This is a genomic window from Entomomonas sp. E7T21 (assembly GCF_058693955.1).
Genome location: NZ_CP191672.1, coordinates 3160622 through 3180754, shown reverse-complemented (window position 1 = coordinate 3180754; position 20133 = coordinate 3160622). Strand labels below are relative to the sequence as shown.

Genomic DNA, 20133 nt, shown 5'->3' with positions numbered 1-20133 from the left:
AACCCCAAGTTATTTAGTTAACCAAAGAAAGACAAGCAAAAGTCGAAAGTGAGCAAATGAGTTCGTTTGCCAAAGCGTAGACTAGACTGAAATAATGATTAATCTTTACAGCATACAAAAGCATATCTGATTTGGGTGATGGGGTAAGATAACCAAGAACCTTCTCACCATAAAGAATTGCTTGAGGAAAATAGAGCGTTGGAACCACCTGAATCCTTCTCGAACTCAGTAGTGAAACGACGTATCGCCAATGGTAGTGTGGGGTCTCCCCATGTGAGAGTAGGTCATCCTCAAGCTCCTAAACAAAAGCCCCATCATAAACTTATATGATGGGGCTTTTTTATTGAGTAATGAAAATATATAAGTGAATTACAGAATTGTCTTCTGCAGCTGGAATCCAAGCATAATGTTAGTTCTTAATGCTCTTCATTTTAATTTCTATTTCTATGTTTTTGAACAAATTTTTTATTCTGTTCAAGTAGGGTTAATGGATCTTTATAATATTTTTTGTTAAAGTGCTTATGTCATTTTGAAATAGAAGTTATGGTTGTTGTATGAATAGAATACGTGGTTTTACATTAATTGAATTGATGATTGTTATTGCGATTCTAGGTATATTGGCCGCTATTGCTGTACCTGCCTATAGAACACATATTGCTAAGATACAGGTAACAGAAATTGTAAATGTATTGACTAGATATAAAACTGAAATAGCAGAAACAGTTAGTATGAAGAATATGTGCCCTTCAGGAATAGTGAAAGATAAAGTTCCTAATACCTATCAAGTTGTCTTTGGTGCTGCGGGAAATATAGGTGGACAAAAATATACTTGTATGGTTATGGTTCTGACAAAATCAACAAGTGATAGTAAACTTAGTCCAGCAGTTGCTGATAATGTTATTGTTTTAGCTGGTAGGTTTAATGTAGGTTCTATTGAGTGGGCATGTAGAACTACAATAGAACAGGCATATGTGCCTAATAGTTGCGAAGGTGGTTTATCAGCAGGTGATGCGCTTGGTGAATTTTGATTAGTTATAAGTTTCGAATGAGTATTTGACTGCTTCGTTATGCTTGAAATTTCATAACTTCTTCTTACATTATTTATTAAAGCTTTGTATTGTAATGTGCAGTAAAAACTTCCTTTATTTGATAGTAGTTTATATTTAAGTGATAAAATATATAAATCCCCAATCATATGATGTGGGGATTTTTTTAATAAAGACAATAATAATATGGTAAAAATATTAATTAAAGTTTGTCAATTATTTCCATTATGGGCAACTGCTATAGCAGTTGTTGCTTATTATATACCTACTATATTTACACCATTTAAACCCAGTATTAGCTATTTACTAATGTTTGTTATGTTTACTATGGGGGTATCTTTAAGTTTTGCAGATTTTAAATATGTATTTGCTAAGCCTAAAGCAGTTATTGTGTGTACGGTATTACATTATATTGTGATGCCATTTACGGCTCTAATTTTAACCAAAATTTTTCAAATGCCTACTGATTTAGCAGTGGGAATGATTTTGGTAGGTAGTGTTTCTAGTGGAACAGCTTCTAATGTGATTATTTATTTAGCTAAAGGTGATGTAGCACTTTCAGTAACTATTTCTTCGGTTTCAACCTTAGTTGGGGTTGTGGTTACTCCTTTACTTACGTTATTACTAGTAGGTCAGTCAGTACAAGTAAATGCTTGGGAGATGTTTGAGCATATAGTTTTAATAGTGCTTGTACCTATTATATTAGGTTTAATTATTCATTATTTTTTTAATAAATTGGTGAAAAAAGTTGAATCAATATTACCCTTTTTATCTATGTGTAGTTTGATATTTCTAATTGGTATTGTGGTAGCTGCTAGTAGAGGTCAAATTGCTAATGTGGGAGTGACTATTATGCTAGCTATTATATTGCATAATGCAATTGGCTTATTAGGTGGTTATTGGGGTGGAAAATTATTTGGTTTTGATGAGTCCACTTGTAGAACAATGTCTATTGAAGTAGGTATGCAGAATTCAGCATTAGCTGCTACTTTAGGACAAACTTATTTCTCTTCATTAGCTTCTTTGCCTGGTGCTATCTTCTCTGTTTGGCATAATATTTCGGGCTCTTTATTAGCAGGGTATTGGCAGGGTAAACCTGTTAAGAAAAGGGAATAAATAAAGCAATATGATAGAAGTGATTATTATCATAGCATTCAATTAGGTTAATAATTTAAAAAGAAAGTAGGTTTGAGTAACTGACTAATTATTATTCTATTCTTTTTGACAAAGAATTTTGATGATGTGGTTTTTTATTGTATCAATATCAAATCTAAATTCTTCTACTACGGCTAAACTATCAAAACCACAGCTGAGGGCGATTAGTTGCCATGCTAATCCAGAACTATTTTGTGTAGTAATAAGTTGTTTGTGTTTACCTTCTTCTATTAGTTTGGTTGTGGCACTGTGCCATTCTTCAATAGATTGTTTATAGGCTAATTTTATATCTGGATCACGTTCAGCAAGAAAAACGGCCTCATTCCATAGTTTTCTCATAACAGAACCTATTTCTCCTTCAATAGGACTAATAATATTGATGATTTGGTTAATGATGGATTCATTTTGATAAGAGAGTTGGGTTTTTGTAATTAATTCTTCTGTTACCCTTGCTAAGGCTTCAGCTTTTAGTTGACCTACAGATTTAAAGTGATGGTGAATTTGGCCCACAGCTATATTGGCTTCATGAGCAACACGTCTAGCTGTTATTGCTGCTATTCCCTCTTGGGTAATTATTTTCATGGCTGTTGCTAAAATAGCATTGTATCTTTCATTTTTTTTTAGGTAGGCCATTCTAATATCCGAGTTGTTACTAGTTTTGATAATTATGCAATAAATATGGACGAATGTTCAACTTTTATATAAAATATACAAACTTGAACTTATGTTCAGAAAATTTAAAGAGGGTATGATGAGTAATAAATGGCTAATTTTGGCGTTGATTATCCTCATGTATTTACCAGTATCAATTGATGCTACTGTTTTGCATGTGGCTATTCCAACACTGAGTTTGGAACTAGAATCTTCTGCTAATGAGTTACTTTGGATTATAGATATTTATTCATTGATTATGGCAGGTTTATTACTGCCAATGGGAGCATTAGGGGATAGGTTAGGCTATAAAAAATTAGCTATTTTAGGGTTAATTATTTTTGGTTTTGCTTCTATTAGTGCGGCGTTAGCTCCTACTTCATTGATGTTAATTATAGCTAGAGCTTTTTTAGCTATTGGTGCAGCCATGATTTTGCCAGCTACTTTAGCTGGAGTGCGTAAAACATTTTTAAATGATGAGGAAAGAGCTGTTGCCTTAGGTATTTGGACAACTGTTGGTGTGGGAGGGGCTGCGATAGGTCCTTTAGTTGGTGGGTATTTATTGCAACATTTTTATTGGGGATCAGTATTTTTAATTAATATCCCTATTGTTGTGATTACGATAGTTGCTATATTGCTTGTTGTTCCAAAGCAAGCACAGAATGATCAACAAAAATGGGAAATTGGTAAAGCACTAGTACTTATTACAGGTATTTTACTATTAATTTACGCTATTAAGTCTGGATTAAGAGCAGATAGCTCATTTTTGATAGTTTTATTAATAGGCATATTGGGATTTGTTATTTTATTTATTTTTATAAGAAAAGAGTTAGATAGTTTATCGCCAATGGTGGATTTTAGATTGCTTAAACAAAGAGTTATGGCAATAGGCGTTGTAATGGCCATGACTGCGATGATTAGTATTGTAGGATTTGAGTTATTAATGGCGCAAGAGCTGCAATTTGTTCATGGTAAAACTCCATTGCAAGCAGGTTTATTTATGTTGCCATTGATGTTGGCTAGTGGCTTAGGTGGACCATTGGCGGGCTGGTTAGTAGCAAGGTTAGGTCTGCGTATGGTGGCTACTGTTGGTATAGGGATTAGTGCTTTAAGTTTCTTTGGTTTATCTTTATGTGACTTTATGCGTTTTCCTTATTTAGCTTGGTCATTAATGATTTTATTAGGGTTGAGTATAGGTACAGCTTTATTAGCTTCAACAGCAGCTATTATGTCTTCAGCACCTTCTGATAAGTCAGCATCGGCAGGGGCAATCGAAGGTATGGCATATGAGTTGGGTGCTGGTTTTGGTGTAGTGCTATTTGGTGTGATGTTAACCATTATTTTTAGTAATAATATAGATATTCCAGCAGGAATATCTGAAGAGTTAGCCATACAAGCAACGAACTCGATTAATGAAGCATTGTTGGTAGCAAGTAAATTAGAAGATCAACAAATACTAAGTAATGGCCTGATTATGGCAGCAAAAGAAGCTTTTATTAATGCACATGTGTTGGTATTAGCAACAGCAGGTTTTTTATTAACAGTATTAACTTTTTTTGTTTGGAGATTTTTACCTGTTAGGATAGATCCTAGTATACAGAATCATTAATATAAAACTATAGATAAGATATAGGAGTATCTTATCTATAGTTATACAGGACTATTATTTACATGTTTGTAGTTGTTCTGCTAAAGATACCAGAAGTTTAGGATAGCCTTGATTATTCATTGTTATCTCAGCACCCATTGCATCAAGCATATATACACTAACAGGTAATCCTTGAGTCAATGTATCTGCTAGTTTTGGCTTGACAGGAGGCTCATAAAAAATACAGCTATCACCTGCTTTTGCTAGCCGTTGTTTCATTTCAGCAACGTGTCTTATGCTAGGTTGAATGCTAGCGTTTAAACTAAATACACCGCTATGTTTTATATCGTAAGTTTCTTCAAAATAGTTGTAGGTTTCATGGAATACAAAGAAGGGTTTTAATTTAGTATAAGTAAAACTATGACGGATAGCTTTATCTGTTATATTTAGGTCTTTTTGAAACTCTACTAAGTTTGTTTTATATCTATCTTTATTAGAGGGGTCTAGCTTAGACAGATCTTCAGTTATTTTAGTAGCAATAGTAATGGCATTGGTAGGGTTTAACCATAGGTGAGGATCTAAACTGCCTGCTTGATGTTGGTGGTCATTGTCATCATGTTCTTCGTGTCCTTCACTAAAATGACGTAATTGAATGTTAGCAAGCTCTTGAATAGCAACACTAGGTTTAGTGCGTGTTTGCAATGTTTTGGTTAAAAAGACTTCCATATTAGGGCCTATCCAGTAGAACAGGTCGGCATCTTGAATGCGCTGTAGGTCATTAGGTTTTAATGAATAATGATGGGCAGAAGCACCTAGTGGAAGAAGAACATCTGGCTGGTTAATTCCATTTTGAACAGCTGCGGCGATAAGCTGTAAAGGTTTAATACTTGTGAGTAATTTAATTTCTTTAGCTTGTGCAGTAATAGATGTAGTAACAAATAGCAAACTAAAGAAAAAAAGTTTAATAGTACGCATGTAGCTCCTCCCAATAATATGTTATATAATAACATAACAAAATATAGCATTGAACTTTCTTTATGAATACTCCATTTAAGTCACACCATAAACATGATCATCAACAGTGTATTGATAATGCTTTACAACAAGCAGAACAGTTATGTCTGGAGCGTGGAGTTCGTTTAACCTCCTTGCGCAAAAGAGTATTAGCACTTATTTGGCAAAGTCATAAACCATTAGGTGCGTATGATATTCTTAATGTGTTAGCTACAGAGGATGGACGCAATGCCGCACCACCTACTGTGTATCGTGCATTAGATTTTTTATTAGAAAATCAGCTAATTCATCGTTTAGCTTCACGTAATGCATTTGTGGGGTGTGCTCATCCCGCACATATTCATGAAGGTTATTTCTTGATTTGTAGTCAATGCAATAATGTACTTGAGTTGGAGCAGACTACTATTAATAAGGCAATTGAAACTGCTGCTAAGAAAGCAGATTTTTTAATTACAGGCCAAACTGTAGAAGTAGTTGGATTATGTAATAATTGCCAAGAGCGTAATTGATAATGATGAAAGAATTATTAGTTGAGCTTAAGCAGGTTAATGTTAAGCTACGAGCACAAACTATTCTCGATGATATTAGCTTATCCATTTATGCAGGGCAGATTGTTACTATTATTGGGCCTAATGGAGCAGGTAAAACAACTTTATTAAGAACACTGTTAGGGCTTATTAAGCCTACATCTGGCGATATATGGAAAAAAGAAGGGCTAACTATTGGTTATGTTCCTCAAAAATTACAACTTAATCCTAGTTTGCCATTAACGGTTAAACGGTTTTTGAAGCTAATACCTCATATCTCTAATGAGCAAATTAATAAATCTATGGAAGAAGTAGGTGCTTCCCATATTTTGGATCGTTCAATGCAAAGTATCTCTGGTGGTGAATTACAGAGAGTATTGTTAGCAAGGGCATTGTTACGTAAACCGCAATTATTGGTATTAGACGAGCCTACCCAGGGCGTTGATATTAATGGGCAAGTAGAGCTTTATCAATTAATTAACCAAATATGTGATCATTATAATTGTGGTGTATTAATGGTTTCACATGATTTACATTTGGTAATGGCTAATACCAATCAGGTTATTTGTTTGAATCAACATATTTGTTGTTCTGGGTATCCCGAGCATGTGAGTAATGATCCCGCATTTAAAGAATTATTTGGGGTTAATGCTAATAGTTTTGCTGTCTATCATCACCACCATGATCATCAACATAACCTGCATGGTCAGGTTATTAAAACACATCAATGTGGAGATGACTGTAAACATGCCTGACTTTCTACTTTATGCCTTAATTGCAGGGTTATCTTTGGCAATTGTTGCAGGACCACTAGGTTCTTTTGTGGTTTGGCGTAAAATGGCTTATTTTGGTGATACGCTTTCCCATGCCTCTTTATTAGGGGTAGCACTGGGATTTATGTTAAAAATAAATCTTACCTTCGCAGTAATTGTTTGCTGTATTTTAATTGCTATTTTGTTAGTGAGTTTACAACGTAAACAACCTTTAGCATCAGATACTTTATTGGGTATATTAGCTCACAGCACATTATCATTAGGTTTAGTTGTATTAAGCTTTATGCCAGATGTCCGTGTAGATTTAATGGATTATTTATTTGGTGATATTCTTACTATTACTCCTATAGATTTATATTGGATTGTGGGTGGTAGTTTATTTGTGCTAGTTCTTATTGTTATCTTGTGGCGCCAGTTGTTATCTATTACAGTGCATGAAGAGTTATCAGCTGTAGAAGGTATGCCTGTTACAATTATTAGGTTAGCGTTGATGTTATTAGTGGCCATTGTTATTGCGGTGGCCATGAAAATAGTTGGGGTTTTATTAATTGCTTCTTTACTAATTATTCCAGCAGCTACTGCTCAGCGTCATGCAACAAGCCCTGAACAAATGGCGATAGGTGCTAGTATTTTAGGAGTGTTAGCGGTGTGTTTGGGGTTAACTTTTTCTTATTATTCTAATGCACCAACGGGCCCAGCTATTGTTGTTTCAGCTGCAGCATTATTTTTATTAAGCTTTTTATTTCCTCGACGTGTTCTTGCTTAGTATTAATTGATAAATATTAATTTGCACTAGCAGTTACTAGTGCAAATTATTGCTATAAAGTAATTTCAATATTATCAATTAAACGTGTTTTACCTAGGCGAGCAGCTGCTAAGATAACTAATTTTGTATCTTCAAGTTTAGCTGGTTGCAAAGTATTTGCATTGCGTAGTTCAATATATTCTACTTGCCAACCTGAATCATTAAGTTGTTTTTTAGCATCATCTAGTAGATTTTGATAATCACGATTTCCTGCTTTAATTGTCTGCTGTAAGCTGGTTAATGTTTGATAAAGAGTTGGCGCTTGTAGTCGTTCGGCATCAGTTAAATAACCATTACGGCTTGATAAGGCAAGGCCATCTTTAGCACGACCTGTATTAACACCAATAATTTGTAGAGGCATATTTAGATTTGCTACCATCTCTTTAATAACAAACAGTTGTTGATAATCTTTTTTGCCAAAACAAGCTATATTAGGTTGTACTATATTAAATAGTTTGTTTACTACAGTAGCTGCGCCTCTGAAATGGCCAGGGCGAGTTATGCCACAAAGTTCATTTTGAATACTTGATGGTTCTATAAAAACAGTTTGTGGAATAGGGTAGAGTTCTTTTACTTCTGGAGCAAATACTACAGAAACTCCAGCTTCTACTAGTTTTTCCATGTCTTGATCTAAGGTTCTTGGATAAGAGTCGAAGTCTTCACCTTCTCCAAATTGGATAGGATTAACAAAAATACTAACAACCACATGATCTGCTAGTTTTTTTGCTTCTTTAACGAGCTGTAAATGCCCATCATGAAGATTGCCCATCGTGGGTACAAAACCAATAAATCCTTTATCTTTGCGCCATGTGCGTAATTCTTTGATAGTATGAAGCAATTGCATAAAAAACCTTAGAAAATGCTGAGCTATAATTATTGGATTCTGTTATTTATTAGAAGAAAGAGTGCGTATTGTACTCTTCTTCTAATATAAATTGTACGGCAAGGATTAGAGTAAGTATCTAGCAGTTAGTTTAATAGTATTCTAATTATTTTTTAGAGTAATATTAAAAGTTAAGCCTTTTTCATAAATTCTGATTTTAATTTAAGGCCAACACCATCTACTTTACAGTCTAAATTATGGTCACCTTCACAAAGGCGAATATTTTTGATTTTTGTGCCTTTTTTGATGACTAGAGAAGAGCCTTTTACTTTAAGGTCTTTAATTAAAATAACAGAGTCACCATCTTGTAGGATATTTCCGTTAGAGTCTTTTACTTCTAATTCGCCAGTTGTAGTTGTACTTTCTTCACCAGCTGCCCACTCATGGGTACAGTCAGGACATACAAATAATGTACCATCAAAATAAGTGTTTTCCATGCTGCATACGGGACATTGAGGAGGCGTATTCATAATTATTCCTTATCAGTCTATAAAAACAAATTATTATAGCCGAAATAACATTAAATTAGTGTTATTTAGTAGGAAATAGCAGGAGTATGTTGGAGTGGTTTACTAATAAGTAATGGCAGTGACGCTAAATAGATTTTAGCCTCACTGTAAAATAAATAAAAGTGATTAATGTTTATGCATATCTACAACCATACGGCCTAAGATTTCACCTTTTTCCATTTCTTCAAAAATATCATTAACTTCATCTAATTTACGTGTTTTTACGATAGGTACTACTTTGCCTTCTGCTGCAAATTGAAAAGCTTCTTCTAAATCTTTACGTGTACCCACTAAAGAACCTACTACTTCAATACCATCTAATACGGTCTTTACTATAGAAAGATCCATAGTTTCTGGTGGTAAACCAACAGCTACTACTTTTGCACCTGCACGTACGGCATTTACTGCTTGATTAAATGCAGCTTTAGATACAGCCGTAACTATTGCAGCGTGAGCACCACCTGTTTTATCTTGAATAGCTTTAGCAACATCTTTTTCTTTTTTAGCGTTAAAGGTTAGATCTGCACCAATTTTTTTAGCAAGTTTTAATTTATCATCGTTAATATCTACAGCAATAACTTTAGCGTTAAATACATTTTTTGCATATTGAATAGCTAAGTTACCTAAACCACCACAACCGGAAATAAGAATCCATTGACTTGGTTTAATATGGGATACTTTAACTGCTTTATAACAGGTAACACCCGCACAGGTAACGCTGCTTGCTTGTGCAGGGTCTAATCCATCAGGTACTTTTACTGCATAATCAGCTTCTACAACACATTTTTCAGCCATTGCGCCATCTACTGAAAAGCCAGCATTTTTTGCTTGGCGACAGAATGTCTCTCTACCTGTTAAGCAATATTCACAAATCCCACATCCTTGGTAGAACCAAGCAATACTGACACGATCACCTACTTTTAAATGAGTAACATCAGGCGCCACTTTGGAAACAATACCAATACCTTCATGACCAATAATACGACCTGGTACTTTTCCAAAATCACCATTGGCAACATGTAAATCAGTATGGCAAACGCCACAATATTCAACATCGACCAAGGCTTGACCTGCTTTAATCACAGGATCTTTTACTTTTTTTATATCTACACGACCGGGATTAGTTTTACTTACAATAGCAGCTTTCATTGTAATTTCTCCATATGGGTAATTTGAGATGAAAGTAATTTGTTATTTTTAGGTAATAACAATAGAAGATAGCCTATTCCTGTTTAGTAGAAATAAATACTATACGATGGGATAAATTGAGAAGATAAAGAGTAAATAATATAGAAAAGAGAAGGAATTTATTTAACTTTCATCCACTAGGTATAGTGGATGAAAGTTATAGCTATGAGTTTTAGAACGGAATATCATCATCAAAATCGTCAAAGTTTGGTGCAGGTTGTTGTGGCTGCTGTTGAGGACGATTTTGTGGTTGCTGCATAGGTTGTTGTGCTGGTGCAGGCTGTCCGCCATATTGGTTGCCAGCAGGTGCTTGTTGTTGATAAGGTTGTTGGGGAGGTTGGTAACCACCCGCATCACCTTGGCGGCTATCTAGTAATTGCATTGTACCGCCCATATCGACTACCACTTCGGTAGAGTAGCGATCTACACCTTGTTGGTCGGTCCATTTACGGGTTTGTAAACGGCCTTCCACGTAAAGTTTAGAACCTTTATGTACATATTGACCAACAATTTCAGCAAGCTTGCCAAAAAATACTACGCGATGCCATTCTGTACGCTCTTGTTGTTCACCTGTATTTTTATCTTTCCATGCGTCAGAAGTAGCTAATGAAACAGTAGCTACAGCATTGCCATTAGGCATATAGCGCATTTCTGGTTCATTACCGATATTGCCTACTAATATAACTTTGTTAATACCTCTAGCTGCCATGATGGTTCCTTTTACTTGCTATATTTTGAATATAATTAGACAACATATTACATTACTCTGAATAAGCAGCCAATCAAAAAATAGTAATGATATATTTGCTAATTTATATCGTTGTAGCCCATTGTTTGGCAATAGTTGTTAATTCTTCTCTAGCTCTTGCTAGTGCAGCTAAGCGTGATTCTGGATCAGAAAACTGTAATGGTTGCGCATCTACAAATTGTGGGTTATCTATGCCTAGAAAACTAAAAGCAGCTTTAAGTACGGGGGTCATTGCATCCATATGTTGAAAAGCACCTGAACGTAAATCAGCGCCACGCGTAGTGATAAATAATACTTTTTTACCTGCTAGTTTGCCTTTGGTAGTGCCATCGGGAAAGAGGTCGTAAGTAACGCCAGTTCTAATAATGGTATCAATAAAGGTTTTAAAGGTTGAAGGAATTGTCCAATTATACATAGGCATAGCACATACTAAAGTATCTGCGCTGATAACTCGTTGGCACATGGCATCGGAGTCAGTTAATACTGCTTTCATTTCTGGGGTACGTTCGTTTTCGGGTTTATATGTGGCAACAACAAACTCTGGTGTTAGATGTGGTTGAATATCTTTAGTAAGGTCTAGATAGTCTATTTGAAAGTTAACACCTTGTTCTTTTAGTTGTTCTAAGAAGAACTTACCTAACATACGAGAGTTGGATTGTTCAGGCTTTTTTGCACTTGCATCGATATGCATGATTTTCATAAGAAATTTCCTTTTTAAACTTGGATATTATTTGTCGTAGTTAATTTATATAGTTTTTATATTAAATGCAAGTATGTGTATATTATTTAATATAAAAATAAGGGAAGATTTAGTTATTTATTGTTGGGTTGGCGATTAATTGTACGATGATCTAACCATTTGATAACTTGTTGTGGATAGTCTTTGGGTAATTTTTTTGTCACTTTTTGGGCAATATCTGCGAGTGATTGTTGGGATAAAGTATCGCGTAGTTGTTGTTCTGCATCTAGCATAATTGCATGAATAGTACAGGTACCTTGTGTCGCTTCTGCAGGTATTTTTTTATCAAAAACAGCACAGCCAGACCGTATTTCTTTACATTTAAACAGTGGTTTGTAGTTATCAATAGCAACAATAACATCATGCACACTGATTTGATCAGCAGTTTTAGCAAGAGAGAAGCCACCTTTTATACCTTCTGTAGCTATGACAATTCCAGCTTTATGAAGCTTGGTAAAAATTTTGGCTAAATAGTCAATAGGTATATTTTGCAGCTCTGCAAGATCTCGCACACTTACCCCTTTAGCATTGATTGGTTGGCTAAGATAAAGTAGACAATGTAATGCGTATTCTACGCCAGAACTAATATATGACATGGGAGAGTATAGTACTGTAAGTGGTTTTATTAGTCTTCTATTTTATTATAGAGAGTTTTAGCCTAGTTAGCGATTAGCTAAAGTTATTATTGTGGCTAAGGTAATAATCTATAGCGAAATACTTAAGTCTTAGCATCTTAGTAAAAAACTTGCTGATTAGCGTTAACTAGCCTTACAATAAAAAGACTATAGCAAAATCTATAGCATGGGCGTCGCGGCCCGTTTCATCCACACACGGCTCGCTGCTAGAACGATCTAGCAGTTGGTAGTATAGCTTTGCCTGTTTTTATGGCGGACTATGCACGGGACACCTTTCGGGGTGTGCCGATTCCGTGTGTGTCGGTCCGCGAACCTGTGCATAGTTCTGCCTCCTTATCTGGTTAGGGAGGCTAAACAAATTACAGGAGTTAAACGATGAGCAAAGCGACTAACATCTCCCCTTGTTTTATTCCCTTGAATTTTACTTCGCAGTCAAATAAAGAGAATGTACTTTACTATAATGCTAATGCAGCAGCTGAAGATATTTTTGAATGTGCAACAGGTAGGTTACTGGCAGTAATTAATTTATTGGAAAGTCTTTATGAGTTTGATAAGTGTGAAAGTACAGCAGTACAGGCTGTATGTTCTGCTTCCAGTTTGCTATTAAATGATGCTTTTACTCTTTTGCAGGAGATGAATCCAGTAGCTACTAGGCTGAGAAATGAAAATAAGAAAGACTAGTTGGTAAGACTAGTCTTAAATGTTTTATAGGTAGTAGAGTGTTCTAGTTTAAGGACTGTTTTTGCTATAATCCTCTTATTAGTATTCTAACGATTAGCTAATAGTTGTTTACCTTGCTCAATGGCTGCTTTTACTTGAGCAGGTGCAGTGCCACCTAAATGGTCTCGTGCGTTAACTGAACCTTCGAGGGTTAGCACAGCAAACACATCTTGCTCAATCTTATCACTGAATTGTTTTAATTCAGATAGGCTCATTTCAGCTAAGTCTTTATCATGCTCAACGCCATAACGCACCGCATGACCAACAATTTCATGGCAATCACGGAAAGGTAAGCCTTTGCGTACTAGATAGTCAGCAAGGTCTGTAGCTGTAGAAAAACCACGTAAGGCTGCTTCTCGCATATTATCACGACGGGCTTGGATTGCTGGTACCATATCAGCAAAGGCACGTAATGAATCTGCTACAGTATCTACGGCATCAAATAGGGGTTCTTTGTCTTCTTGGTTGTCTTTGTTATAGGCTAATGGTTGGCCTTTCATTAAGGTTAATAAACCTGTTAAATCACCAAAAACACGTCCTGATTTACCACGTATTAGTTCTGGTACATCTGGATTTTTCTTTTGTGGCATAATTGAGCTACCTGTACAGAAACGATCAGGTAATTCAATAAAACGAAATTGCGCACTAGTCCATAATACTAGCTCTTCTGAAAAGCGAGAAAGGTGCATCATAATAAGGCTGGCGGCACTACAGAATTCAATCGCAAAATCCCTATCAGATACACCATCTAAAGAGTTACCTGAAACGCTTTCAAATCCTAGTAAGTCACAAGTGATTAAACGGTCGATTGGATACGTTGTACCTGCTAATGCAGCACTACCCAATGGCATGCGATTAACCCGTTTACGGCAGTCAACTAGGCGCTCATAATCACGGCTTAACATTTCAAACCATGCTAATAAATGATGACCAAAGGTGACAGGTTGGGCGGTTTGTAAGTGAGTAAAACCAGGCATAATAGTATTAGCTTCGCGCTCAGCCAGCTCTAAAATACCTTGTTGTAGACGAGTAACTTCAGCTTTAATGCGGTCTATTTCATCGCGCAACCATAGGCGAATATCGGTAGCTACTTGGTCGTTACGACTACGTCCAGTATGAAGTTTTTTACCTGTGACACCAATACGCTCAGTTAATTTAGCTTCGATATTCATATGAACATCTTCTAAATCCACACGCCATTCAAAGTGACCTGCTTCGATCTCTTGTTGAATTTGGCTAAGCCCTTCAATAATAGCATCACGCTCAACGGCGGTTAATACACCTACTTCAGTAAGCATTTTGGCGTGGGCAATTGAGCCCATAATATCGTGTTTATAAAGACGTTTATCAAAATCAACGGAGGCTGTAAAACGAGCGACAAAAGCATCTACTGGCTCATTAAAACGACCACCCCATGACTGATTTGTTTCTTTAGTCATAATTAAACTCTGCAATTGGATTATTTTTCAGTACAATTGTCATATGATACCAGATGTGTTTTTGGGACGCAGATTTTTAGTAAGGTGATTATGAAAGTTTTATTTCTTGTTCAAAAAGAGCAGCGAATTATTTTAGATAGACTGTATGAAAGTATAGAGGCTAATTGCGATTGTGATACTCGCTGGTTAACAGATGATGAGCAAGCAAATTTAAAACGTTACTTTAAAGAGAAAGTAGATACTTCTCAGTATGATCGTATTTTATTTTTCTTACGCTTTAAAAAAGAAATTAAACAAGTAGGTTTTATACGTTCTGTGCCTAATTTAGTTATTTTAGAGCATGATGCTTGGCAAAATTACGCAGCAGGTAAGTATCATGGCAAATTTACCCAATATTATCATCATTTACCTTGGGCTAGGGTATTAGTATCAGGTCATAGTATCGCTAAAAAATTACAACAAGAAGGTGTAGATGCTGTTTTTGTACCGAAAGGCTATGATGAACAATTGCTTTGTAATAAAGGGTTAGAGCGTGAAATTGAATTAGGCTTTGTGGGGAGTATTCGTAATGAGGCCTATAGCTTACGTAAGCAAACATTAGAAGCTGTAGCTAAAGCAGAGAATTTGGTTATTACCAAAACTAAATCAGGTGAAGAGTATGTTAATACTTTAAATCGCATTAAGTTCTTCGTTAGTGCTGATGTTGGTTTTGGCGAGTATATGATTAAGAATTTTGAAGCGATGGCTTGTGGTTGTGTATTAATCGCTTATGATCAAGGTGTTGATGAAAACCAAGCTTTAGGTTTTGTAGATATGGAGAATATTGTTCTATACCGTAATCTACAAGATATTCAAGAAAAATTAAAAGAGTTAAGGGCTAATCCAGAAAAGGCTGAACAAATTGCTAAAGCAGGTCAGCAGTTAGTGGAAAGTCGCTACAGTTATAAACAATTGGGTAAAACAACTGTTGCAGCAATGACTTCTCCCTTACGTGAAAGACCAAAAGATACTTTTTGGGAAAAACTCTATTATGGTTTAAAAGGCTAATTGTAAGCCCTTATATTTTGTTGCATTTCTTCTTTGAGTCTAATAGTAATAATTTGGCAGAATAGATATTATTTATCCATTAGGATTATTATCTATGTGTATTCTGACTAGGTTAAATCAATTATCTCAGTCAATATTAGCTATTTTTTTAGCATTATTTGTATTATCAGCTAATGCCCGTGATTATCATTATTCAGATGCTCATTTGCATTATGTGGACTTTTTCCAAGATACAGATGGTATGAATAAGTTGCTTAAAGCAATGGATAAGGGAAAGATTGATCATGTAATGATTAGTGGTGTTGCTGTAGCTAAGAAATGGCATGAAGATGAACCTCAAAAGCCACGCTATTATGCAGGCGATGATGCTGCTGTTTATTGGTATAGTGCAACTGATGTAATTGTACTTGATGCAGTTAAAGATTTATCTGAGGAGCAAAGAAAACGTTTTCATCCTTTTTTAACAGGGTTTAATCCTGTAGATAAGATGGCTGATCAGCATATAGAGCGTGTGTTGGAAATGAATCCTGGGTTTTGGCAGGGTATTGGTGAGATATTTACTCGTCATGATAATTTAACAGCTTTAACTACAGGGGATATTCCCCGTGCTAATAATGAGGCATTGGATCGTGTTTATGATTTAGCAGCTAAGCATGATCTGCCAGTTATGTTGCATAGTAATATAACTTCTCAGCGAGAGCGTAAGCCTCTTTACTTAGAAGAGCTAGAAGAGGCAGTAAAAAAACATCCTAAAACACGATTTATTTGGGCGCATGCAGGAACAAGTGCAGAAATTCATCGCCATCAAAAAAAGTTGGATTTTCTATTACCAGAAGTAAAGCGTTTATTAAAAACTTATCCAAATTTATATATTGATTTGTCATGGACTGTATTAGAACCTTATCTTATTGATAAAGATAAGAAGCCTGATCCTAAGTGGATAGAGCTAGTAGAAGAATATCCAGATAGATTTTTATTAGGTTCTGATGTGGTAGGTAAGTTTGATAATTTACCTAGTTATTTGGAAAGTTTTAATCCTTTTTTGGATGCATTACCTAAAGATGTTGCTCATAAAGTAGCAAGGGATAATTTTTTAGCTATTCTTCCTAAAGCTATAAAGAACCAACAGGAATAATTATATAGGCTATGTAATACATAGCCTATGAGTTACTTATTCTCGATTAATTGCTTTTTCTAATATTTTTTCAGCTGCTTGGAACATTTGTTCAATAGATAATACTGTTAGATTAGACAAGCTTTTTAACCAGTTAGCATTAAGCTCAATGAGGTTTTCTCTTATCTTAAAGAAGTCATCATTGTTTAAAGCATCACGGGTTGGGTTTTTACCAAAATAATCACCGTCTAAGAATCTAGCTAGTTCAAGTTCATCATAGGTATCTATTACAATAGCTTGCTGATTAAAAAAAGCTAAATGATCTGTGGCCTGCATTTTTTCAAGGCCATCACGTATAACAGCATTTAACTCATCGTTCCAACCACTGTTATAAACAAACTGAGAGAAACCACCATTTTTAACTTGTGAATAATAGTAGTCTACATAGTAACTAGTTTGAGCTTCTGGACAAAGTTCCTCCTCAAAGCCTTCTTCCCTTAATAAGTTAATAAAACTGATATTGGAGTCAATGATATCGTAGGGATCAATGCTATTAAAACTATTTTCAGAGACAATAACTTTGTCCATTTATTTTCCTTTTTTTATGTAAAGTAAGATGTTTTATTGTGGATAACTAATTAAAAAATGTAAAGACAGATGAAAATAGTTTTAACTTAATCAAGTATCAAGTAATTATCTTGTTGAGTTTAAGAAGCAATATAAAAAGATTCTCTTCTTCTTAAGAAGTTTCTTCTATATCATCATTATGTTTTTCAATAATGTTGTTTATTTGTTGTTTTAATTCTTTAAGATTAGTATATGCATCATCACAAAACTCTTGAGAAGGCTGATAATCAGGATGACCAAATTGTTTGATTTCCGCAGCATGCTTTTTCTTAAAAGAAGCTTTTGGTTTTATTTTGCTTAATTCAGCCACAGCGACATGATTTTTTTTGTTAGTGAATTCGCTAATATAGTTTGATATTTCTCGTAAATATTGACTATTTGCTTCTTCAATAGCTTGTTGCGAACAAATTTGAGTTGATTCTGCCATAACTACGAATGGAGTATACAAGCTAAAAAGGATAAAAATACAACAAAACTTATAACGCATTAGAGCAATTCCTAGTTTTAAAATAATCTTTGCACGAAACACTCTTTTAAATAAAGTTAGCTTCATAATATCATTGTTTAAATAAATATGACTTAAAGGAATACAAATCATTTAGTTTTTGTTCATGAATAGATATATGGTTTTGTTTTTATTGTGTTTAATTTTGACAAGGTTAAGATAGACTTTCTTTTTATAAAGATTGCTCTCAGTATATACAATGAGTCATGACTTTTTTAATACTGTAAGGAGATACAAATGGCTGATAAAAAATTACTAATGATTGTGGGTGATTATGTTGAAGACTATGAAACTATGGTGCCTTTTCAAGCCTTATTAATGCTGGGTTATAAGGTGCATGCTGTTTGTCCAAATAAAAAAGCAGGAGAGAAGGTTAAAACAGCTATCCATGATTTTGAAGGTGATCAAACTTACAGTGAAAAACCTGGTCATGGTTTTGCATTAAACTATGATTTTGATAAAGTAAATGTAGCTGATTATGTTGGTTTAGTAGTGCCTGGAGGACGTGCACCAGAATATTTGCGTCTTAATAAACGAGTTGTTGAAATTGTACAAGAGTTTGCTAAGGCTGATAAGCCTATTGCGGCTGTATGCCATGGTCCCCAATTATTGGCTGCAGCGGGTATTTTAAAGGGTAAGAAATGTAGTGCTTATCCTGCCTGTGAGCCAGAGGTTGGTTTAGGCGGTGGTAGTTATCAGAATATACCTGTTGATCAAGCTGTAGTTGATGGTAATTTAGTAACTGCACCAGCTTGGCCTGCTCATCCTGATTGGTTAGCTAAATTTGTTAAACTTTTAGGGGCAAATATAGTAATTTAGACGAATATCCTACTATTTATAGGTGAATTATTAGACATAGGTCTCATTATTCACCTTTTACGGTTCTCTTTCTATGAAAAAACATCATAATAATAAAAAAAAGCAATAGAAGGATTTTGGCATGACTGATATAGCAGTAGAAATAATACATGATGTAATGGAGCATCAATTTAAAGTAAATATAAATGAGAGTTGTGCTTATCTAGCCTATGCTAACATGGGAGATAGGACAATTGACTGCTATCGAACCTTTGTTCCTGAGGCTTTAAGGGGTAGAGGAATTGCTGCTGAACTAACTAAAGCAGTGTTAGATTATGCCGAGCAGAACAGCTTAAAAATTATTCCAACATGCTCGTATGTTGAAAAATATATGCAAAGTAAGGGGTTGATTTAAAAGGATAAGTTAGATGGTAATAATACCATCTAACTTGCTAGTGCATTAATTACGTTTTGGAAGTATATCTTTCAAACGATTGTGCATTGAACGGATTGATTTTTCAGTCGTTTCCCAGTCAATACATGCATCTGTAATGGAAACACCATATTTTAATTGCTTTAAGTCTTTAGGAATAGATTGACTTCCCCATCCTAAGTTACTTTCTACCATTAGTGAAACGATGGATTTGTTACCCTCAACAATTTGATTAGTTACGTTTTCCATTACTAAAGGTTGTAAAGCTGGATCTTTGTTAGAGTTAGCATGGCTGCAATCAATCATAATATTAGGTGTGATTTTCGCCTTAGTTAATTCTTGTTCGCACAGAGAAACACTTACAGAGTCGTAATTAGGGCGACCATTGCCACCACGTAATACTACGTGACCATAAGGGTTACCTCTTGTGGTTACAATAGAGACACCACCTTTTTGGTCAATACCTAAAAAACGATGCGGATTAGAAACAGATTGCAATGCATTAATTGCTACAGTTAAACCACCATCTGTGCCATTTTTAAAACCAACTGCAGAAGAGAGACCTGAGGCCATTTCACGGTGAGTCTGTGACTCAGTAGTACGTGCGCCAATGGCAGACCAGCTAATTAAATCTTGCAAATATTGTGGTGAAATAGGATCTAATGCCTCAGTAGCAGTAGGCAAACCCATATCAGCTAAGTCTAATAGTAATTGACGACCAATCTTTAGACCATCCTCAATTTTAAAAGAATCATCTAAATAAGGATCATTAATTAAGCCTTTCCAACCTACAGTGGTACGTGGTTTCTCAAAATAAACGCGCATAATAAGATAGAGCGTGTCTTGCACTTCTTCAGCAAGTAATTTAAGGCGCTCAGCGTATTCTTTAGCCGCTTTTAAATCGTGAATAGAGCAAGGACCTAACACTATAAACAAGCGGTGGTCTTTACGATCTAAAATATCACGTACAACTTGACGACCAGTAGAAACAGTTTTTAAAGCAGTAGCCGTTAATGGCAGCTCTTTTTTAAGTTGTTCTGGTGTGATCAAAGCATTATTTGATACAACATTTAAGTCTTCAATAGGTAAGTCAGTCATTATATTACTCATCAGGCACTTTATGCACAGAAAATTTCCATAAACAATAGCAGTTGAAAGATGTAGACAATAACATATAAGTTGTATTCTC

The 20133-nt window shown here is 35.1% G+C and carries 23 protein-coding genes and 1 rRNA gene; 12 read left to right on the top strand and 12 right to left on the bottom strand.

What is annotated here, in order from left to right; genetic code table 11:
- Positions 1-180 precede the first annotated feature (180 nt).
- From rrf to panS, 3 genes are all read left to right on the top strand, one after another.
- Positions 181-296 (top strand): 5S ribosomal RNA (gene rrf, locus ACQVD9_RS15160).
- Between the two features lie 258 nt (positions 297-554).
- Positions 555-1028, top strand: a complete 474-nt coding sequence (locus ACQVD9_RS15155; RefSeq protein WP_319804738.1) for a pilin — start codon at positions 555-557, stop codon at positions 1026-1028.
- Positions 1029-1232: 204 nt separating this feature from the next.
- On the top strand, positions 1233-2162 hold the full coding sequence (panS, locus tag ACQVD9_RS15150; protein ID WP_319804737.1) for a ketopantoate/pantoate/pantothenate transporter PanS: 930 nt from the start codon (positions 1233-1235) through the stop codon (positions 2160-2162).
- 96 nt (positions 2163-2258) lie between these two features.
- Here panS and ACQVD9_RS15145 read toward each other — a convergent pair whose 3' ends face one another.
- A complete protein-coding gene (locus ACQVD9_RS15145) occupies positions 2259-2834 on the bottom strand; it encodes a TetR family transcriptional regulator (RefSeq protein WP_264746771.1) in 576 nt (191 codons plus the stop codon).
- A gap of 118 nt (positions 2835-2952) precedes the next feature.
- Between ACQVD9_RS15145 and ACQVD9_RS15140 the strand changes: the two genes are divergently transcribed.
- Positions 2953-4461, top strand: coding sequence for a SmvA family efflux MFS transporter (locus ACQVD9_RS15140; RefSeq protein WP_264747811.1), 1509 nt, complete (start codon positions 2953-2955; stop codon positions 4459-4461).
- Between the two features lie 54 nt (positions 4462-4515).
- On the opposite strand, the gene ACQVD9_RS15135 is transcribed toward ACQVD9_RS15140, so the two are convergent.
- On the bottom strand, positions 4516-5415 hold the full coding sequence (locus ACQVD9_RS15135) for a zinc ABC transporter substrate-binding protein (RefSeq protein WP_264746770.1): 900 nt from the start codon (positions 5413-5415) through the stop codon (positions 4516-4518).
- A gap of 62 nt (positions 5416-5477) precedes the next feature.
- Here ACQVD9_RS15135 and ACQVD9_RS15130 point away from each other — a divergent pair, with 62 nt between their 5' ends.
- The 3 genes from ACQVD9_RS15130 to znuB are packed head-to-tail and all read left to right on the top strand — an operon-like array spanning position 5478 to position 7520.
- Positions 5478-5963, top strand: coding sequence for a Fur family transcriptional regulator (locus ACQVD9_RS15130; RefSeq protein WP_264746769.1), 486 nt, complete (start codon positions 5478-5480; stop codon positions 5961-5963).
- A gap of 5 nt (positions 5964-5968) precedes the next feature.
- A complete protein-coding gene (znuC, locus tag ACQVD9_RS15125) occupies positions 5969-6736 on the top strand; it encodes a zinc ABC transporter ATP-binding protein ZnuC (protein ID WP_264747810.1) in 768 nt (255 codons plus the stop codon).
- On the top strand, positions 6729-7520 hold the full coding sequence (gene znuB / locus ACQVD9_RS15120) for a zinc ABC transporter permease subunit ZnuB (protein WP_264746768.1): 792 nt from the start codon (positions 6729-6731) through the stop codon (positions 7518-7520). The genes znuC and znuB overlap by 8 nt, the downstream gene beginning before the upstream one ends.
- Positions 7521-7572: 52 nt before the next feature.
- Here znuB and panC read toward each other — a convergent pair whose 3' ends face one another.
- The 6 genes from panC to ACQVD9_RS15090 all read right to left on the bottom strand — a co-directional run bounded on the left by panC (position 7573) and on the right by ACQVD9_RS15090 (position 12222).
- A complete protein-coding gene (gene panC, locus ACQVD9_RS15115) occupies positions 7573-8403 on the bottom strand; it encodes a pantoate--beta-alanine ligase (protein ID WP_264746767.1) in 831 nt (276 codons plus the stop codon).
- Between the two features lie 170 nt (positions 8404-8573).
- Positions 8574-8912 (bottom strand): zinc ribbon domain-containing protein YjdM, encoded by a 339-nt coding sequence (locus ACQVD9_RS15110; protein WP_264746766.1) that lies wholly within the window; start codon positions 8910-8912, stop codon positions 8574-8576.
- A gap of 165 nt (positions 8913-9077) precedes the next feature.
- Positions 9078-10100, bottom strand: coding sequence for an alcohol dehydrogenase AdhP (adhP, locus tag ACQVD9_RS15105; RefSeq protein WP_264746765.1), 1023 nt, complete (start codon positions 10098-10100; stop codon positions 9078-9080).
- Between the two features lie 211 nt (positions 10101-10311).
- Entirely contained in the window at positions 10312-10848 is a 537-nt protein-coding gene (gene ssb, locus ACQVD9_RS15100; RefSeq protein ID WP_264746764.1) for a single-stranded DNA-binding protein, read from the bottom strand.
- A gap of 103 nt (positions 10849-10951) precedes the next feature.
- Complete coding sequence (locus ACQVD9_RS15095; RefSeq protein WP_264746763.1) at positions 10952-11587, bottom strand: FMN-dependent NADH-azoreductase; 636 nt, start codon at positions 11585-11587, stop codon at positions 10952-10954.
- A 113-nt stretch (positions 11588-11700) separates the two neighbouring features.
- Positions 11701-12222 carry an RrF2 family transcriptional regulator gene (locus tag ACQVD9_RS15090; RefSeq protein WP_264746762.1) on the bottom strand — a complete coding sequence of 174 codons (522 nt, stop codon included), beginning with the start codon at positions 12220-12222 and terminating at the stop codon, positions 11701-11703.
- Between the two features lie 414 nt (positions 12223-12636).
- Here ACQVD9_RS15090 and ACQVD9_RS15085 point away from each other — a divergent pair, with 414 nt between their 5' ends.
- On the top strand, positions 12637-12942 hold the full coding sequence (locus tag ACQVD9_RS15085) for a hypothetical protein (RefSeq protein WP_264746761.1): 306 nt from the start codon (positions 12637-12639) through the stop codon (positions 12940-12942).
- Positions 12943-13028: 86 nt separating this feature from the next.
- Here the strand turns inward: ACQVD9_RS15085 and argH are convergent, their stop codons facing one another.
- Complete coding sequence (gene argH / locus ACQVD9_RS15080; RefSeq protein WP_413774168.1) at positions 13029-14420, bottom strand: argininosuccinate lyase; 1392 nt, start codon at positions 14418-14420, stop codon at positions 13029-13031.
- Between the two features lie 90 nt (positions 14421-14510).
- Between argH and ACQVD9_RS15075 the strand changes: the two genes are divergently transcribed.
- Entirely contained in the window at positions 14511-15467 is a 957-nt protein-coding gene (locus tag ACQVD9_RS15075; protein ID WP_264746760.1) for a glycosyltransferase, read from the top strand.
- Positions 15468-15561: 94 nt separating this feature from the next.
- Positions 15562-16602: an amidohydrolase family protein gene (locus ACQVD9_RS15070; RefSeq protein WP_264746759.1), complete on the top strand. Its 1041-nt coding sequence runs from the start codon at positions 15562-15564 to the stop codon at positions 16600-16602.
- Positions 16603-16638: 36 nt separating this feature from the next.
- Here the strand turns inward: ACQVD9_RS15070 and ACQVD9_RS15065 are convergent, their stop codons facing one another.
- Both ACQVD9_RS15065 and ACQVD9_RS15060 read right to left on the bottom strand, forming a co-directional pair.
- The gene (locus ACQVD9_RS15065) at positions 16639-17169 is read right to left on the bottom strand and encodes a DMP19 family protein (RefSeq protein ID WP_264746758.1); all 531 of its coding nucleotides are present in this window, start codon (positions 17167-17169) and stop codon (positions 16639-16641) included.
- Positions 17170-17320: 151 nt separating this feature from the next.
- The gene (locus ACQVD9_RS15060) at positions 17321-17695 is read right to left on the bottom strand and encodes a hypothetical protein (protein WP_264746757.1); all 375 of its coding nucleotides are present in this window, start codon (positions 17693-17695) and stop codon (positions 17321-17323) included.
- A gap of 255 nt (positions 17696-17950) precedes the next feature.
- On the opposite strand from ACQVD9_RS15060, the gene ACQVD9_RS15055 reads away from it, so the two are divergent.
- A complete protein-coding gene (locus ACQVD9_RS15055) occupies positions 17951-18532 on the top strand; it encodes a DJ-1/PfpI family protein (RefSeq protein WP_264746756.1) in 582 nt (193 codons plus the stop codon).
- Between the two features lie 121 nt (positions 18533-18653).
- A complete protein-coding gene (locus ACQVD9_RS15050; protein ID WP_264746755.1) occupies positions 18654-18926 on the top strand; it encodes a GNAT family N-acetyltransferase in 273 nt (90 codons plus the stop codon).
- 45 nt (positions 18927-18971) lie between these two features.
- Here ACQVD9_RS15050 and ACQVD9_RS15045 read toward each other — a convergent pair whose 3' ends face one another.
- Positions 18972-20042, bottom strand: a complete 1071-nt coding sequence (locus tag ACQVD9_RS15045) for a 3-deoxy-7-phosphoheptulonate synthase (protein ID WP_264746754.1) — start codon at positions 20040-20042, stop codon at positions 18972-18974.
- Positions 20043-20133: the final 91 nt, after the last annotated feature.

Bases quoted from the DNA above. Each gene is read 5' to 3' on its own strand.
- ACQVD9_RS15155 (WP_319804738.1), top strand. From the start codon at position 555: ATGAATAGAATACGTGGTTTTACATTAATTGAATTGATGATTGTTATT.
- panS (WP_319804737.1), top strand. From the start codon at position 1,233: ATGGTAAAAATATTAATTAAAGTTTGTCAATTATTTCCATTATGGGCA.
- ACQVD9_RS15145 (WP_264746771.1), bottom strand. From the start codon at position 2,834: ATGGCCTACCTAAAAAAAAATGAAAGATACAATGCTATTTTAGCAACA.
- ACQVD9_RS15140 (WP_264747811.1), top strand. From the start codon at position 2,953: ATGAGTAATAAATGGCTAATTTTGGCGTTGATTATCCTCATGTATTTA.
- ACQVD9_RS15135 (WP_264746770.1), bottom strand. From the start codon at position 5,415: ATGCGTACTATTAAACTTTTTTTCTTTAGTTTGCTATTTGTTACTACA.
- ACQVD9_RS15130 (WP_264746769.1), top strand. From the start codon at position 5,478: ATGAATACTCCATTTAAGTCACACCATAAACATGATCATCAACAGTGT.
- znuC (WP_264747810.1), top strand. From the start codon at position 5,969: ATGAAAGAATTATTAGTTGAGCTTAAGCAGGTTAATGTTAAGCTACGA.
- znuB (WP_264746768.1), top strand. From the start codon at position 6,729: ATGCCTGACTTTCTACTTTATGCCTTAATTGCAGGGTTATCTTTGGCA.
- panC (WP_264746767.1), bottom strand. From the start codon at position 8,403: ATGCAATTGCTTCATACTATCAAAGAATTACGCACATGGCGCAAAGAT.
- ACQVD9_RS15110 (WP_264746766.1), bottom strand. From the start codon at position 8,912: ATGAATACGCCTCCTCAATGTCCCGTATGCAGCATGGAAAACACTTAT.
- adhP (WP_264746765.1), bottom strand. From the start codon at position 10,100: ATGAAAGCTGCTATTGTAAGTAAAACTAATCCCGGTCGTGTAGATATA.
- ssb (WP_264746764.1), bottom strand. From the start codon at position 10,848: ATGGCAGCTAGAGGTATTAACAAAGTTATATTAGTAGGCAATATCGGT.
- ACQVD9_RS15095 (WP_264746763.1), bottom strand. From the start codon at position 11,587: ATGAAAATCATGCATATCGATGCAAGTGCAAAAAAGCCTGAACAATCC.
- ACQVD9_RS15090 (WP_264746762.1), bottom strand. From the start codon at position 12,222: ATGTCATATATTAGTTCTGGCGTAGAATACGCATTACATTGTCTACTT.
- ACQVD9_RS15085 (WP_264746761.1), top strand. From the start codon at position 12,637: ATGAGCAAAGCGACTAACATCTCCCCTTGTTTTATTCCCTTGAATTTT.
- argH (WP_413774168.1), bottom strand. From the start codon at position 14,420: ATGACTAAAGAAACAAATCAGTCATGGGGTGGTCGTTTTAATGAGCCA.
- ACQVD9_RS15075 (WP_264746760.1), top strand. From the start codon at position 14,511: ATGAAAGTTTTATTTCTTGTTCAAAAAGAGCAGCGAATTATTTTAGAT.
- ACQVD9_RS15070 (WP_264746759.1), top strand. From the start codon at position 15,562: ATGTGTATTCTGACTAGGTTAAATCAATTATCTCAGTCAATATTAGCT.
- ACQVD9_RS15065 (WP_264746758.1), bottom strand. From the start codon at position 17,169: ATGGACAAAGTTATTGTCTCTGAAAATAGTTTTAATAGCATTGATCCC.
- ACQVD9_RS15060 (WP_264746757.1), bottom strand. From the start codon at position 17,695: ATGCGTTATAAGTTTTGTTGTATTTTTATCCTTTTTAGCTTGTATACT.
- ACQVD9_RS15055 (WP_264746756.1), top strand. From the start codon at position 17,951: ATGGCTGATAAAAAATTACTAATGATTGTGGGTGATTATGTTGAAGAC.
- ACQVD9_RS15050 (WP_264746755.1), top strand. From the start codon at position 18,654: ATGACTGATATAGCAGTAGAAATAATACATGATGTAATGGAGCATCAA.
- ACQVD9_RS15045 (WP_264746754.1), bottom strand. From the start codon at position 20,042: ATGACTGACTTACCTATTGAAGACTTAAATGTTGTATCAAATAATGCT.